A 15,227-nucleotide genomic window follows, 5' to 3' on the forward strand; every position below is an offset into this window, starting at 1 on the left:
AATGCATGCCGTCCTGACCTGGCTGGCCGAGCACCCCGAGGTGCTGCTGTTCGCGCTCGTGGGCGCGGGCATGGCGGTCGGCCACGTCACCGTCCGCAAGATCTCCCTCGGCGCCGCCGCGGTGCTGTTCGTCGCGATCGCGGTGTCGGCGCTGGGCGCCAGCCAGGGGGTCGCCCTCGAGATCCCGGTCGCCTTCGCCCACCTCGGGCTGGCGCTGTTCACGTTCTCGGTGGGGGTGTCCTCCGGTGCGGCTTTCTTCAACAGCCTGCGCACGCAGGCGGTCGCGATGGTGGGCGTCGCCCTGGCCATCGTGCTGGGCGGGGCCGTCGCCTTCACGCTCGGCCCGCTGCTCGGCCTGACGGTCGAGGAGGCGGCCGGAACCTTCGCCGGCGCGGTCACCAACACCCCGGCGCTGGCAGCGGCCGGGAACACACCGGCGGCCACCGTCGGCTACTCCGTGGCCTACCTGCTCGGCGTGCTGGGGATGCTGGTCGTGCAGCAGCTGGCCCTGCGGCACGCCGCCGAGGACGCCGACGCCCCGGCACCCCTGACCCAGGTCAACGTGCGCGTCGAGCACCTCGCGCCGGGGACCACCGTGCGCGACCTGGAGGAGCTCCACGGCGACCAGATCTCGGTGACGCGCGTCCGCCACGAGGAGGAGGGCCCGGTGGCCCTCGCCTACGAGGGCGAGGAGCTCAAGGTCGACGACGTGATCACGGTGGTCGGCCCCGACGACGTGGTGGCGCAACTGGTGGGGGAACTGGGCCACAAGTCCAGCCACCACCTCGTCCACGACCGCGCCCTGCTGGACTTCCGGCGCGTCACCGTCTCCGACCCCCACCTCTCGGGCCGCACCGTGGCCGAGCTGGGGCTGGAGGAGAAGTTCGGCGCCACCGTCTCCCGCGTGCGCCGCGCCGACGTCGACATGGTCGCCAAGCCCGGCTTCGTGCTGCAGCTGGGGGACCGCGTGCGGGTCGTCGCGCCCCGCAGCCGCATCGTGAAGGTGAGCGAGTTCTTCGGCGACTCCTCCCGCGGCCTCACGATCATCAACCCGATCGGCCTGGGCCTGGGCATGGCGCTGGGCTTCGCGCTCGGGTCGGTGCCGCTCCCGCTGCCCGGCGGGGGCACGTTCACGCTCGGCTCGGCCCTGTGCTGCCTCCTGGTGGGGCTGGTGTTCGGACGCCTCGGCCGGATCGGCCCGCTCGTCACCACGCTGCCCTTCACCGCCACCGCCGTGATCAGCGAGCTCGGCCTGCTGCTGTTCCTCGCGCAGGCCGGCGCCCGGGCCGGGGGACAGATCCTCGACGCCTTCGCCGGCGGCCAGTGGCTCGCGATGCTGGGCCTGGGCGTCCTCATCACCGCCACGGTCGGGCTGTCCGTCTACGCCTTCCAGCGCACCGTGATGCGCATGGGCGGCACCGCCCTGTCCGGCCTGCTGGCCGGCGCCCAGACCCAGCCCGCGCTACTGGCCTACGCCAACGAGCAGACCAACCACGACTTCCGCGTGGCGACCGGCTACACCACCGCCTACCCCACGGCGATGATCACCAAGATCCTGGTGGCCAGCGTCCTGGGGCTGCTCGCCTGACACCGGCCGGCGTCCGGGACAGGTGAGGGGCGCCGCGCCTCGGGGGATCAGCCTGCGGCGGCCACGCGGACAGGGTCCAGGCCGGGCACCTCGACCACCTCGCCGCCGGTCAGCTGCCGGCCCCGGCGCGTCTCCACCTCGCCGTCGACGCGCACGACGCCCGTGAGCAGCAGTTCCCGGGCGTCGGAGCCGGAGTCGACCAGGTTGGCGAGCTTGAGGAACTGGCCCAGGCGGATCATGCCGTTGATCTCGAAGTCCTCCATGGACGCCATCATCCCACCGGGGCAGGGGACCTCCCTCATCCGCGACCGACCCTACTGGTAACCCTGCGTATCAAGGTTGGGCGTATACGAGCTGAGTCAGGCTGTGGTTCAGCCGAGGGGCCTGACATCGCGAGCGTGGTCACGGCCTTGGCAGCAACGCCGATCGCGGGCACCATGGCGCGTGCGCCGATCTGCTCGGCCAGGGGCGCGCAGCGGGACCGTGCTGCTTCATCTGTCGGAGAACGCAGCGCGGCACCGGCACCACTGCGCATCCGGCTCGGGCATGTTCCCCCGCGAAGGGCTGGGGCAGTCAGTTCCGGCCTTCAGAGCGACGCGGGGGAGGGAATCGAGGACGCGTGCTCGGCGGCATGTGGGGATGCGACTGAGGGTCTGCGCTGGCGCTGGCCTAGACTCAGCACTGAGCGGGGACGGTTGTCCACGCTCCTGGTCGATCCATCCAGGAAGGTTGGGACATGTTCTTCAGGGCTCGGGCCAGCCTGTAAGTGGCGAGTAACAGGACCGCGCTGGAACGTCGCGCGGTCCTTTGTTCTGCCCACTCGCCCGCTCATTCCTGAGGGAAGTTCATGTCTTCTACCGATTCCTCTTCTTCTCTGCGATCCTCGCTACCACGGCCCAGGTGGCCATTGCTATTGTCCAATGCCTTGGATGCCGCTGGGCGTCGGGGTGTCGACTTCGTAACTGATGTCTTGGCGGTACTGGTTCTTGGAGCCAGTGCTGCGCAGATGGGTTTGCTCAACGCCATCGGAACACTGGCATTCCTCGTGCTGGGGATCCCGATTGGGGTCCTGGTCGACCGCTCGCCCACGGTGCGGCTGCTCGCTGGCTCTGGCCTGGTCCGAGCAATGCTGCTGGCGACGGTGATCACTGCCCTGGCACTGGACTCGCTGACCATGGTCCACTTGTACCTGGTCGCTGGGTTAGTCGGCACCACTACGGTCGTCACCGAGACCACACAGACTGCCATTGCCCCTCGAGTCGCCGGACAGGACGCGGTGGCCGCCCTGGAGATGCTCGATCCTCCACGCGATGAGTTCCCGCCTCGCCCCGACGAGACCTGTCACTATTACGAGGCGGAAATCAGCTTCTTCGAACGAGTCGACGTCCACGTCGTCTGCTTCGCCTCCGACCAGGTCAGCAGGATCGGAACGGTTCCCGCGCCATGACCCCGGAGGATCGCACCGACACCCCGCCGATCCGTGTCCTGATCGCGGATGACGACCAGCTCGTCCGCACCGGCGTCGCCGCTATTCTCGCCTCCGCCACTGACCTTGACATCACCGCCCTCGCCAGCAACGGCCACGAGGCCGTCGACGCCGCGGCAACACACCGCGTTGACGTCGCACTGCTGGATATCCAGATGCCACGACTCGACGGCATCGGAGCTCTCCGTGAGATCCGGCACCGACTGCCCGAGCTTCCGATCGCCATGCTCACCACCTTTTCCGACGACCATCTCATCGCCGATGCGATCAACGCCGGCGCCCTCGGTTTCCTCCTCAAGTCCGACGAACCTCAGCAACTCATTGCCGGCGTCAGGGCCCTCGCGCACGGCGGAGGCGCGTTCTCCCCTCGAGTCGCCCGCTGGCTCGCCGCCGAGCAACGAGCGGGCCACCGCACCCGAACCGCGCGAGACGAACTCACTGCCCTGCTCACCGAGCGCCAGATCGAGCTCCTCACCCACATCGCTCGCGGACTCTCCAACGCCCAGATCGGCAGGGCCATGCATCTGTCCGAAGGCACCGTCAAGCAATACGTCTCCCAGCTCTTCAACACCCTCGGCATCGACAACCGTGTCCACGCCGCCATCACCGCCTACCGACATGGACTCATCACCTGAAGCCGACCCTGACCACACTAATGGTGGGTAGTGGCGCACTCGAGAGCATGGTCATCGTCGGCATCTAGATGGCGGTCGTCTACAGCGGCGCAATCTTTTAACCAAAGTGGACAGCGCGTCCGCGATCAGTCCCCGCTCCCCTGATCGTCGAAGGCAGTAGCGTCGTGACGGTTTCGATGCGCGTGATGATCGCGAGGGATGGCTACAAGCACCTCCTGCGCACGGTCGCGGCCAAGGACGACGACCGCGAGCCAACCCCGTAGGGCCGGCAAAGTAGTTGCGTTTCGATCGGGTAGTTTCTGCGGTTCCCAGATTACGGGCTTAAGGGTCGTTCGTGCTGTCCGCACAGGCCTCAGTCAACCTGCGTCTCGATGCAGTAGCGTCGCAGTTCTGCGATCATCGCGGTCTTGGGGGTGCTGACGAAGCGGAACGCATGGCTGAAACGGACGCGCATTCCTCCAGCCTCGAGGTAGCCGTCGCAGGAAGCGCGTCGTCCGTGGGTGACGACAGAAATGACCTCCACCCGCTCGGGAGAACGGCGGGCGCACCTCTCGGGCTGCACTGGGGCCGCTGTGTGTGGATTTCTCGATGAGCGTCCAGCTCATGTCATCGGCAAGCCACTCGGAGAGGGCCTCCAGCTCTCCCTTGGCCCGGTTCACAACGAAGTCTCCGTCAACGCACTTCCGTGAAGACTCATGGTGCTATGGCTCGATCCGATGCGCCCGGCCTTTCTCCGCGATCGGCACGCACATTTCGATGGGTCTATCAGGCTCCCAGCTGACCTGTCCTTGGTAGATGATGCCGAGTTTCCCGGTGGCGCCGTCTCGCTAGTCGGCCATGGCGAAGCAGTGTCGCCGCCGTGTTGCTCCTGCTCACGTCTCACAACTCACATCGAGTCGCCGCTCGCCCATGAGCCGAACTTCGGGGACGCTGCTGTACCACGCATGATGAGAATCACGCAGGGCACGTAGAGTGCTGCGGCGCAGAGCCAGAGGAAGCCGTCGGCGTTGATGTAAGTGAGCGCGAAGATCGTTGTGAAAGCGACCGGTCCGAAGATCGATGTGACGCTGTTGATGCTGGCGAGCACACCCTGGAGGCGCCCTTGGTGCTGTTCATCGACGCGCTGGGAGAGAAGGGTTTGCAGAGCGGGGAGGCCGATGCCACCGATCCCCAGTGCCGCCAAGATAGGCGCCATGGAAAATGCGTCAGTGACAATCGCCAGGCCTACGAGACCCAAGGCGTCGGTAACACACCCGATGATGACTGTTTTTGCCTCACCGATCCACTCCACGATGCGGCCAGTAAGGAGGGCCTGCACGAGAACCTGTACGATCCCGAAGACGGACAGGGAGATTCCAACTTCGACGGGACTCCAGTCGAGGCGGTGTTCAGTAAACAGCACCCAGGTCGCACCTGGAGCCTGCCCAATGAATTGAACAAGGCCGAATGCGACTAATAGGAAGGTAATCCCAGGCACCGCGCTGAGGCCGGGGCGACCACGATGCTGAGCGAGCGACGCAGAGCGCGCAGGGGAATCAGGACGGGTCTCGCGTAACAAGATAAAGGTGAGTGCCAGATTGCTCGCTGAGAGAAGAGCAGCGAGCAAAAACGGCAGATGTGGCGAGATGGCACCGAACAGTCCACCCATGGCTGGCCCCGCGATCATTCCGCCGCCATAGCAGGCACTGAGTAAACCGAAACGCTTGGCGCGCTGGTGGGGTGGCGTGATGTCGGCGATCACGGTGGCGGTGACCGCATTGGTCGCTCCGGTTATCCCAGCCACTGCACGGGCGATATAGAACACCGACAGAGCGGATGTCGTGGCGAGCACGAGATAGTCGACGGTCGCACCGGCCAGGGAAACAAGCAGCACCCGGCGGCGGCCGAATCGGTCCGACAGTGTTCCCAGTACGGGGGCAAAGATGAACTGCATTACCGCGTAGAGCGCGATCAGCACTCCGACGTTCAGCGGAACCGCATCAGCGGTGACCCCTGCCTCGTGTAGCAGTGCGGGGAGAATCGGCATCACCAGGCCCATGCCGGCGGCGTCGAGGCTAGCCGTGATGAGGACCGTGGCCAACGAGCCACGAGCGGAAGTGAGAGATGACACCTTATCAACGATAAAGTTATCGATGATAAAGTGCAAGCATGGCTCAGAAACAAGCGCGACTCGATCGTGCAGCAGTCTTGCGCGGTGCGAGGCATGTGCTCAATAACACGGGGATCGACGGTTTCACCACGCGGGCGCTGGCTGCGCATCTGCGGGTGCAGCAGCCAGCGCTCTACTGGCACTTTCGGACAAAGGGCCACCTGCTCGGATCGCTCGCAGCTGATGTGCTTGATCGCGAACACCACGCCTCACTCCCAGAGTCAGGGGAGCGCTGGGACGACTTTCTCCTGCGCAACGCGCGGAGCTTCCGGACAGCGCTTCTGGCAGTCCGGGATGGAGCACGGCTGCACGCAGAGTTTCACCGTCAAAAGAGTGACCAGATGCCAGCGGGCTCGGATGCCCCCGAAAGTCAGATCGAGTTTCTCGTGTCCGAAGGATTCGCTGAGGTCTCTGCGGTCCGAGCTCTCATGGCTATCAGCCGCTATACGGTCGGTTTCGTACTAGAAGAACAAACAGCGCTCGACAACGGATGTGAGCCTGTCGATCAAGACCTAGATTTCGAGTTCGGGTTAGTTGCAATGGTTGAAGGGCTGGCATCAAAGCGATGAGGGATGCTCGCGCTTTGGGTCTCTGCGTCAGTAAGGTCAATCCTTTCCCGCTCCCGCAGCAGCTCCTCCGCGATACTGACGTTTTGCTCATGGCTACGGAGCTCACTAACGAGCAAATCAGGGACCGTATGCATGTCGCGTCGCGATCGCGGAACGGCACATCAGCAGCATCTTCACCATGCTCGACCTTAACGAGCGCACAGGAAACAAGCGCGTCATCGCCGTCCTCGAGTACCTCAAGAACTAAGCGTCGAGTGCGTGACCGGCGCGATGACCATAGGTAACGGCGGTTTAGCATCGGTGCCGCATCTTGACACGACTCAATCCGCGACAGCTAACCTCCGCATATGGAGTTCGACGGAATGGAGATCCCCGACGATATCGAGGTCACGGTCTGGGGGAGCAACGAGCACCGGCTCTGTAACGTCTGCCGCGCAGAATGCGACCCCGAGCCGAGCGGCGCCGACGGGTACGGCGTGTGAATCGTCTACGTCTGCCGCGACCACGGAGTCCAATCCGTCGTGGACCCATTCGAGCATCTCCGTTGAAGCGCGCTCTTCGCTATCTCCCTGCATTGACGCAAACATCGCGCTCTCCGCCTTCCGAGGGTAGATCCCAAGATCTGCGGCGCACCTGCCCAGTGTGACCTGAGTTGGGTCAAGCGGCTTAGTGCCTTGAGCTGGCTTGTTTGAGGTCTTCAAGGACGGCCTGCTCGTCGTCGCCGAGGGCTGGTGGCAGGGTCTGGATAGCGCCGTTGGCCTGGATCGTTGCTGAACGCAGCGGACGGAGTTGGCGCAGGACTCGACGTAGCGACAGGCCGGTCCGGTCCTGGACGGTGCGGCCGATGGCTAGGGCGGTGAACACGATGGTCAGGTGCGCCTCGATGGAGTCGCGTCGTCTGGCGAAGAGTGGGCGGGCCCTCAGGTCACTCTTGGACATCCTGAAGGAGTGCTCCACGTGCCACAGGTCGGCATAGGAGCTGATCACCTCGGCAGCGGGCAGCACCGTGGCCGGGATGTTGGTGACCAGGCCTTTGAGTCCTGCCAACCGCCGGGCTCGGGCCAGCGCGGCTTCGTCCAGGACCAGTCCGTCGGTCTGTGTCTTGACGAACCTGGGCGTCCGGGCTGGTTTGTCCCCCTCGATCGCTGCCCGGGCCCGGTTCTCCTGGGCGGTGAGGGTCTTGTTGTCCCGGGCGAACCGCTTGGCCGAGTAGGACCACACCGCCCGCCACGAGTTGCGGTGCTGCTCGGGGTCCCAGACCGGCTCGCGACGCTTGGCGGTGTCGTTGTCGGTGTTCTTGCCGACCTTGGGGGTCAGGGTGTCGATGACCTGGCCGTCGGTGAACACATCCCCGTGCCAGCGGAAGTGGGAGGCCAGGTCGATCGGGGCCTTGGTGGTCTTGGACCCGACGATGAAGGTGTGCCCGGCCTGATCCAGGGCCTTCAAATTGGCAGCCGACAGCATCCCGGCGTCAGCGACCACGACCAAGTCCTCGATCTCGTGCCGGGCGGCGAAGGCCTCGATGATCGGCACGATCGTGTGCGTCTCGGCCTTGTTGCCCTCCCAGCACCCGATCTCCAACGGGAAACCGTGCCGGTCGACCAGCAGACCGACGATGATCTGCGGGTCGACCCGGCGTTCCTTGGAGTAGCCGACCTTGCGCAGGGCATCTTCCTCAGCGGCTTCGAAGTGCAGCGTGGTCACGTCGTACAGGCACAACGACACATCCCCGCTGGCCCGGGCCTGCTCGAAGCACAGTTTGGCGACCTGGTCGCGGTAGGCCCCGTCCTGGCATCGGCCCAACGTGCGCTTGCGCGTCGACAGGCTGGCCGCGGTCCGACCCAGGTCTGCCAGCACCCGGTCCACGTCCAGCAGGCTGGTCGGCTCCACCACCCGCGCGATGACCAGGTCGCGGAACACCTCATCGTCCAGGACGTCGAAACCCAGGTCGGTGTACACCCCGGCCAACGCCTCATACAGCAACGCCGAGGACGTTCGCAGCACACGAGGCGCGGCCACCACCGGGCGCCGCACCGGGCCCTTGACCTGCTCCCCGAACAGCGTCTCGGCCGGGGCCGGCACCATCGCGGCCCAAGGAACTGGCAGCGACAGCCCCAGATCCAACTGCCCCTGGGCATCGTCCTGGAGCAGCTTGCTGGCCTGGGCCATCAGCAGCCCAAGCTCGGCCTCATCGTGCGCCGACCCCACGTGCCGCACGATGCGACGTCGACCACCCACCGACTCAGCGATCTGCACCGCGGTCGCCCCCGAGGCCGTCCGCACCCGCCGAATCCACGCCATGCCTAGATCCTAGAGTCCCGCTTAGTGCCTAAACGAAGCACCAAGCCACGGCATCACCGCAAGTCACGGCCCCTACCTATGCAAGAATCGCCGAACGGTGACCCAACTCAGGTGTGACGATCTCGATCAGGGTCATGACCGCTGGGGACGGGTACCGGTACCTGCTGAACGCAGTTGTCGCTGGCGACGGGGATCGCGATGCGTCGTCAGCGCTGACAAGGTACTACCTTGAAGCAGGAACGCCTCCCGGCATCTGGCTCGGGGCCGGCCTCCCAGGACTCGCCGGAGAGATCGCCGTCGGTGCCTCGGTGAGCGAGGAGCAGTTACGGCGCCTCATGGGGCACGGGCAGGATCCGAACAGCGGCGAGCAACTGGGGCGTCCGTACCGAAAGTTTGCCACCGCGGGCGAGCGGACGCAGCGCCGCCTCGATCAGCTCCCGAAGTCCCTTACCGCAGGTGAGCGTACCGCGCAGCAAGCGCTGATCGAGGCGGAGGAAGCACAGAAGCCAACGAATGCGCCGGTCGCAGGGTTCGATCTCACGTTCTCGGTCCCGAAGTCCGTCTCGACCCTCTGGGCAGTTGCCGACGGCGGCACGCAAGCACTCATTGCCCAAGCTCACCACGCAGCGATCCGAGACATGATCGCCCTACTCGAGCGCGACGTCGCGATGACCAGGGTCGGCGCGAAAGGGGCGCGTGGCGCCGTCGCGCAAGTCGACGTGCGGGGTGTGATTGCGACTGCCTACGATCATTACGATTCTCGGGCCGCGGATCCACAACTCCACACGCACATTGTCGTCGCCAACCGCGTGCAAGCAGCTCATGACGGGAAGTGGCGCACGCTCGATTCTCGCGCTATCCACGCCGCCGTCACCGGCCTATCGGAGCATTACAACGCGGTCCTCTCGGACCATCTCACTCAGATCCTCGGCGTCGGGTGGGAAGCCCGTGAGCGCGGTGCGGGGCGCTCCACGGCGTGGGAGATCGTTGGCGTGCCGCAGGAGCTGATGGACGAGTTCTCTTCCCGTACTCGCGATATCGAGCAGGTCAAAGACCGGCTGGTCGACGACTACGTCTCGAAGCACGGGAGGCAGCCGTCCCCGAAGCTGGTGTGGCAGTTCCGGCAGCAGGCCACGCTCGAGACTCGGCCCCCGAAGCAGCAGCACTCTCTCAGCGATCTCACCTCCCAGTGGCGAGAACGCGCGACCGCGTTGCTGGGTGAGGACGCGCCAACCTGGGCGTCGGCACTGCTCGCCGGTAGTGAGCACGAACCGTTGCTGCGGGCAGACGATATCCCGTTGGAGGATCTCGAGGAGGTCGCCGAGGTCGTGGTGCAGCAGGTCGGTGACCGGCGAGCGACGTGGAAACGGTGGAACCTCCACGCGGAGGCCGTGCGACAGACGATGGCTCTCCGCTTCGCGTCCGCGAACGACCGGGACGTCATCACCCAGCAGATCGTCGATGCCGCAGAACGGGTCTCGCTGCGCCTCACTCCGCCCGAGCTCGCGAAGAGCCCCTCGCTGTTTCGTCGCGCGGACGGGTCGAGCGTGTTCCGACCCAAAGCCGGAACGGTGTTCTCCTCCGAGCAGGTGCTCGCGGCAGAAGACCGACTCCTTGGCGCGTCGAATGATCGGTCGGCGCCGACCGTACCGCTGGCATGGATCGAGGACGCTGCCAGAACGAAGAACCGCGACGGGCACACCCTGTCGGTGGACCAGGAGCAGGCGATCGCGAAGATCGGCGTCTCCGGCCGCGTCCTCGACGTACTCGTCGGCCCCGCAGGGACTGGGAAGACCACAACGATGCGTGCCCTGCGCCGAGCCTGGGAGCGACGCTACGGGCCAGGCTCGGTGACCGGGCTCGCGCCCTCGGCCGCTGCCGCCGACGTCCTCGCCGGGGATCTGGAGATCGGGACGGAGAACACGGCGAAGTGGCTGCATGAGCATCGCCTCGGGAAATGGAACCTCACGCGCGGACAGCTCGTCATCATCGACGAAGCCTCCTTGGGTGGCACGTTCGCGCTCGATGCCATCACCAGTCACGCCCAGCAGGTCGGCGCGAAAGTGCTGCTCGTGGGCGATTGGGCGCAACTCGCAGCGGTGGACGCGGGCGGCGCGTTCGGGATGCTCGTGCGTGACCGCGGCGACGCCCCGGAACTGGTCGATGTGCGTCGCTTCCGAAACGACTGGGAGAAGCAGGCGTCCCTGCAGTTGCGGATCGGCGACACCGACGTCATCGATACCTACATTGCGCACCAGCGCGTCACGCCGGGCGGATATGACGAGATTCTCGAAGCCGCCTACCAAGCCTGGCGCACAGACCTCGCAGCGGGAAAGAGCACGGTGCTGATCGCGGAAACCCTCGACACGGTCTCTGCGCTCAACACCCGCGCCCGCACCGACCGAATCCTCCAGGGCGACGTCGCTGTGGACGGCGTCAAACTCCATGACGGCAACGAAGTTTCCCGCGGAGATCTCATCATCACCCGCGAGAACAATCGGCGCCTCTCGCTCGGGCGAAGCTGGGTGAAAAACGGCGACCGCTGGCACGTCGCCCATGCGAACGACGACGGATCCCTCACCGTGCGGCGGGCAGGATCGAAGCGGCGCACCACGATCACGCTGCCCGTGAGCTACGTCGCCGAGCACGTCGACCTCGGCTAGCCGAGGTGCCCTAAACGCACTCACCTGTGATCGTGCGCGTGTGCGCGGTTGTAGTTTACCGGTCGGTGAGAGTTCACTCGCGCGACCGACTGATCATCGCGGGCAGCGAGATCATGAATCGTTAGACCGTGGTCGTGTTTGGTGGGTTTTGAGTGGTGGCTGCTCAGGCATCGCGTTCCAGACTCCGGCCCACTGCTCTGGTGTCAGGTCTCGCGGCAACGCGCGTGTGTCGATGCCACTCTGCCTCAAGAGTTGCTTGGCTTGTCCAGGATCGAGGCGGCCCGCGTTCGCGATGATGCGCTCGAGGGTTCCGCCTCGACCGGTGAACACCGCGCGTACGAACTGTTCGTACCGGCTGCGCTGTGAACCGGGAACGAGAGGATGGTTGCGTCTACTGATCTGGATGATGCCCCCATCAACGCTGGGGCGTGGGCGAAAACCCCAGGAGGGAACCCGGCCGTGGAGGTCGAAGGTAAACCAGGGCGCAGTCTGCGCAGTCAGCATGGTGGAGCCACCGATCCCGCAGCGCTTGCGTGCGACCTCCCATTGAGTGAGGAGCACGGCCTCGGTCCAGGTGCCGCCCCGGAGAAGCCGTCGCAGAATCGGAGTGGTGAGGTGGAAAGGGATGTTCCCTACGATCACGGGATGGTCGAGAGGAACGGTGAGCGCGTCGGCGTGATTGATCGTCACGCCTGGCAGTGCGCTTTGGAGGCTTGCGATCCGATGCTCGTCGATGTCGATCGCAGTCACTGGCCTGCCGAGTTGCGCGAGAGGCCTCGTGAGTGCACCGGCTCCAGCGCCGAGTTCAAGGATCGGCCCCTTCGTCGCCGTAACGAGGGCTGTGATCTTGCTGATAGTGGGTGTGTGGGTGAGGAAGTTCTGGCCGAGTTCGTGTCGGCCGCCGTGGGATGAACGAGGCATGTTCGCGCTCCAAGAAAGAAGGATGGAGCGCCTCGGAAACAGGGCAGAGCACAGAGAAAAAATGGGTGCGCAAGATCGCCGTTCCGAGACGCGAATGGTCTCTCGGATGGACGACGCGCGAAGCGTTCAGCGAGGCGCGCCGTTAGGCGCGGCGGTCGCGGACAGCAAGCGTGTGCGTCGCAGCGAACACGCAAATCAAGTTACCCATGCCAAGCATCATACCCGACGCCAGGATAGGTCATGTGGACCACAGGAACTGCGTGACTGATCACAGGCCGCGCGCTGGTCCCTCGCGGCGCGGGTCATAGCGTTGGGGATCGTTCGCAAACGGACTATGCAGTTGCCTGGCCCGTTCCGTTGCCTGCTGCCGACCACGCTCCTGCTCGGCGCGCTTCGTCTCGATGAGCTTGGCGGCGACGTTCGTCGGGAGGCTGCGGAGTTCTGCACTCTCGACGCGAAGGAAGTCTGCGCGGGTGCGAGCATCGCGGGCATTGCGTCGAGGGTTGAGGGCGCGCATCCCGTACTGGTGAGCGCGGGCATTCTCAGCCCCGTACTCGCTTGCCAAGAGCGCCAGCCGTTCGTTGCGGTGACGGTCAACCGTTGTGGTTCGTTCGGTGCGCGCGGTTTCGACAGCTTGGTTGGCTTCGCTCACGCGGGGATCGGCTTCTGCTCGCCGCTCCGCGACCTGTGTAGCCCATTCGGGTAGTGCGCTGCGGGTTCGTGGCGGTTCGGCGTCCCACTCATCGCGAAGGTGTACTCGGATGGTTGCTGCTTGTTCGCTGGCGGCGCGGTGCTCGTCGCGGGCCTTACGCCGCCCGAATCGCCCGACAGTGGCGAGGCGTGTGCTCGCTGTCCTCTCTGCTTCTACTCTGGCAAGGTACGTCGCTCCGTCTTGTTCGGCTTGCTTGGTGAGGGGCGCGGCGACCTTGGCACGCACCCGCGCGGCCTCTTCCTCGGCCTGGCGAAGCGCGGCGGTGCTCTCGTCGCTCTCGGCCCGGTGCGCAGCGCGTTGGGCATCGAGCCGGTTGGCGGCCTGCTCCCATCGATCCGCATGCCGCTCAGCACGTTCGGCTTCCCTGTCGAGTCTGGCGAGTTCTTCGGTGACGCGCTGGATCGGGCCGTCCTTGACGATGCCACGCACGGCTTCGGCGGCTTGTGCGGTGGCGTGGTCGAGGCCCCGGTCTGCGGGATCGCGCTCCGTCGCTGCAACGAACTGCGCCCGAGCCTCCGCCATATCCTCGGCAACAACGTGCAGCCAGTTGTGCTCGCGGCCTCGGGTCATGCCAACGTAGACGCCTGCCGCGCTCGTCGCCTCAGCCCTGATCCACCGGTGTCGTGGCGGGTGTGGGCGTGGCATGGGGCGAGGTGACCGTTCTGAGCAGGGAGGATGGTGATTGCTGAAGTCGCCGTCCACCGCGTCGAAGGGTCACCTCGTAAGTGAAAGCCTCTCATACGATCCGTCCCGTGTTCGATGACCCGAACCTGGTGTCTGCTGCCGGTCTGGTGCCGGCGTTGCGGTTGGCTGAGTCTGCTGGCCTGTATGACCTGCTGGAGGAACGGTTGAGCGTGCCGTCGGCGAACGCGACCGTGAAGGCGGCCAGCGTGGTGGGCGGGATGCTCGCCGGCGCGGACAGTATCGATGACCTCGACGTGTTGCGGCACGGGGGCATGGAACGGGTGTTCACCGGGGTGCGGGCGCCGTCGACGTTGGGCACGTTCCTGCGCTCGTTCACGCACGGCCACGTGCAGCAGCTCGACGCCGTCGGCGCAGGTCTGCTAGCCGGCCTTGCCGGCAGGGTGCCCGGCGTCCTGGCAGGCGCCGACATCGAACAGGGGCTGGCGTTCCTCGATGTCGACGACACCATCCGGGAGGTCCACGGGTACCGCAAGCAGGGCGCCGGCTACGGGTACACGAGGGTGCGGGGATTGAACATCCAAATTGCTGCCCTGTCGACCCCGTTGGCAGGCCCGGTGATCGCCCGCGCCCGGCTCCGCAAGGGCAACACCGGCTCCGCGCGGGGCGCCGGCAGGATGGTGGCCCAAGCCGTCACCACCGCCCGTGCTGCTGGCGTGCGGGGTCGGATCCTGTGCCGGGCGGACTCGGCGTACTACGGGTGGGCGTTCGTGGGGGCCGCGCTGCGAGCGAACGCGTGGTTCTCGGTCACCGCCCGGATGACCAAGACCGTCACCCGAGCAATCGCCGGCCTGGCCGAGGACGCCTGGCAGACCATCAAGTACCCCCACGCCGTCTGGGAGGAAGCCGAACAACGCTGGATCTCGGATGCGGAGGTTGCCGAAGTCGAGTTCGTGGCGTTCACCGGCCGACGCCAGCACCAGCACGTGCCCTGCCGGCTGGTCGTGCGCCGGGTCAAACGGATCCAGCCGCTCGCCTCCGATGGCAGTGAGCAGGGGGAACTGTTCGCCGCCTACCGGCACCACGCGTTCATCACCAATTCCTCTTTCACTACGGTCGAGGCCGATCAGCTCCACCGCGACCATGCGATCGTGGAACAGGTCATCGCCGAACTCAAGGACGGCCCCCTGGCCCACCTGCCGTCGGGGAAGTACGCCGCCAACGCCGCCTGGGTGAGCCTGGCGGTGATCGGGTTCAACATCGCCCGAGCCGCCGCGGTCGCCGCCGGCCTGGCCAAGGCCCGATGGGCCACCCTGCGCCGTCAGATCATCCAGGTCCCGGCACGGATCGCCGCCACCGGTCGACGACTCGTCCTGCACCTACCCACACACTGGCCCTGGGCCCACGCCTGGAGAGCGCTCCACGCCCGCGCGACCAGCCCACCCCAGCCGGTCACTCCCTGACCACCCAGCCCCAGCAGGCGCAACCAAGGACCCCCAGTGGAGAAGCCGGACAGACCGGCAGGACCACCACGCCCACACCCGAAATGCCGTCAACAACG

12 protein-coding genes are annotated in these 15,227 nt (G+C 65.9%); 7 read left to right on the forward strand and 5 right to left on the reverse strand.

The annotated features are described in order from the left end of the window. The first annotated feature begins 1 nt into the window (after window position 1). Complete coding sequence (locus tag J4N02_RS08055) at window positions 2-1,588, forward strand: aspartate:alanine exchanger family transporter (protein WP_188334368.1); 1,587 nt, start codon at window positions 2-4, stop codon at window positions 1,586-1,588. A gap of 47 nt (window positions 1,589-1,635) precedes the next feature. Here J4N02_RS08055 and J4N02_RS08060 read toward each other — a convergent pair whose 3' ends face one another. Then, window positions 1,636-1,860 (reverse strand): RNA-binding S4 domain-containing protein, encoded by a 225-nt coding sequence (locus J4N02_RS08060; protein WP_182816209.1) that lies wholly within the window; start codon window positions 1,858-1,860, stop codon window positions 1,636-1,638. A gap of 734 nt (window positions 1,861-2,594) precedes the next feature. Here J4N02_RS08060 and J4N02_RS08065 point away from each other — a divergent pair. Continuing rightward, the gene (locus J4N02_RS08065) at window positions 2,595-3,035 is read left to right on the forward strand and encodes a hypothetical protein (RefSeq protein WP_064846260.1); all 441 of its coding nucleotides are present in this window, start codon (window positions 2,595-2,597) and stop codon (window positions 3,033-3,035) included. Beyond that, window positions 3,032-3,709, forward strand: a complete 678-nt coding sequence (locus tag J4N02_RS08070; RefSeq protein WP_010154757.1) for a response regulator transcription factor — start codon at window positions 3,032-3,034, stop codon at window positions 3,707-3,709. The genes J4N02_RS08065 and J4N02_RS08070 overlap by 4 nt, the downstream gene beginning before the upstream one ends. Before the next feature lie 886 nt (window positions 3,710-4,595). Here J4N02_RS08070 and tet(33) read toward each other — a convergent pair. Further along, window positions 4,596-5,819 carry a tetracycline efflux MFS transporter Tet(33) gene (gene tet(33) / locus J4N02_RS08075; RefSeq protein WP_074690335.1) on the reverse strand — a complete coding sequence of 408 codons (1,224 nt, stop codon included), beginning with the start codon at window positions 5,817-5,819 and terminating at the stop codon, window positions 4,596-4,598. A 38-nt stretch (window positions 5,820-5,857) separates the two neighbouring features. Here tet(33) and J4N02_RS08080 point away from each other — a divergent pair, with 38 nt between their 5' ends. Further along, on the forward strand, window positions 5,858-6,427 hold the full coding sequence (locus tag J4N02_RS08080; RefSeq protein ID WP_010154754.1) for a TetR/AcrR family transcriptional regulator C-terminal domain-containing protein: 570 nt from the start codon (window positions 5,858-5,860) through the stop codon (window positions 6,425-6,427). 347 nt (window positions 6,428-6,774) lie between these two features. Next, window positions 6,775-6,909 carry a hypothetical protein gene (locus J4N02_RS17095; protein WP_255180144.1) on the forward strand — a complete coding sequence of 45 codons (135 nt, stop codon included), beginning with the start codon at window positions 6,775-6,777 and terminating at the stop codon, window positions 6,907-6,909. A 184-nt stretch (window positions 6,910-7,093) separates the two neighbouring features. On the opposite strand, the gene J4N02_RS08085 is transcribed toward J4N02_RS17095, so the two are convergent. Beyond that, a complete protein-coding gene (locus J4N02_RS08085) occupies window positions 7,094-8,728 on the reverse strand; it encodes an IS1634 family transposase (RefSeq protein ID WP_208091181.1) in 1,635 nt (544 codons plus the stop codon). A 113-nt stretch (window positions 8,729-8,841) separates the two neighbouring features. Here J4N02_RS08085 and mobF point away from each other — a divergent pair, with 113 nt between their 5' ends. Continuing rightward, complete coding sequence (gene mobF, locus J4N02_RS08090) at window positions 8,842-11,391, forward strand: MobF family relaxase (protein WP_182815971.1); 2,550 nt, start codon at window positions 8,842-8,844, stop codon at window positions 11,389-11,391. Window positions 11,392-11,502: 111 nt separating this feature from the next. Here the strand turns inward: mobF and erm are convergent, their stop codons facing one another. Further along, window positions 11,503-12,312: a 23S ribosomal RNA methyltransferase Erm gene (erm, locus tag J4N02_RS08095; RefSeq protein ID WP_182048909.1), complete on the reverse strand. Its 810-nt coding sequence runs from the start codon at window positions 12,310-12,312 to the stop codon at window positions 11,503-11,505. A gap of 268 nt (window positions 12,313-12,580) precedes the next feature. Beyond that, complete coding sequence (locus J4N02_RS08100) at window positions 12,581-13,594, reverse strand: hypothetical protein (protein ID WP_188334818.1); 1,014 nt, start codon at window positions 13,592-13,594, stop codon at window positions 12,581-12,583. A gap of 155 nt (window positions 13,595-13,749) precedes the next feature. Between J4N02_RS08100 and J4N02_RS08105 the strand changes: the two genes are divergently transcribed. Next, window positions 13,750-15,129 carry an IS1380 family transposase gene (locus J4N02_RS08105; protein WP_188334850.1) on the forward strand — a complete coding sequence of 460 codons (1,380 nt, stop codon included), beginning with the start codon at window positions 13,750-13,752 and terminating at the stop codon, window positions 15,127-15,129. Window positions 15,130-15,227 lie beyond the last annotated feature (98 nt).

The sequence above is a fragment of the Propioniciclava sp. MC1595 genome, from assembly GCF_017569205.1.
In the GTDB taxonomy this organism is placed as follows: domain Bacteria; phylum Actinomycetota; class Actinomycetes; order Propionibacteriales; family Propionibacteriaceae; genus Propioniciclava.

Coding starts and splice junctions, on each gene's coding strand:
- J4N02_RS08055 (WP_188334368.1), top strand. CDS start 2: ATGCATGCCGTCCTGACCTGGCTGGCCGAGCACCCCGAGGTGCTGCTG.
- J4N02_RS08060 (WP_182816209.1), bottom strand. CDS start 1,860: ATGGCGTCCATGGAGGACTTCGAGATCAACGGCATGATCCGCCTGGGC.
- J4N02_RS08065 (WP_064846260.1), top strand. CDS start 2,595: ATGGGTTTGCTCAACGCCATCGGAACACTGGCATTCCTCGTGCTGGGG.
- J4N02_RS08070 (WP_010154757.1), top strand. CDS start 3,032: ATGACCCCGGAGGATCGCACCGACACCCCGCCGATCCGTGTCCTGATC.
- J4N02_RS08080 (WP_010154754.1), top strand. CDS start 5,858: ATGGCTCAGAAACAAGCGCGACTCGATCGTGCAGCAGTCTTGCGCGGT.
- J4N02_RS17095 (WP_255180144.1), top strand. CDS start 6,775: ATGGAGTTCGACGGAATGGAGATCCCCGACGATATCGAGGTCACGGTC.
- J4N02_RS08085 (WP_208091181.1), bottom strand. CDS start 8,728: ATGGCGTGGATTCGGCGGGTGCGGACGGCCTCGGGGGCGACCGCGGTG.
- erm (WP_182048909.1), bottom strand. CDS start 12,312: ATGCCTCGTTCATCCCACGGCGGCCGACACGAACTCGGCCAGAACTTC.
- J4N02_RS08100 (WP_188334818.1), bottom strand. CDS start 13,594: ATGACCCGAGGCCGCGAGCACAACTGGCTGCACGTTGTTGCCGAGGAT.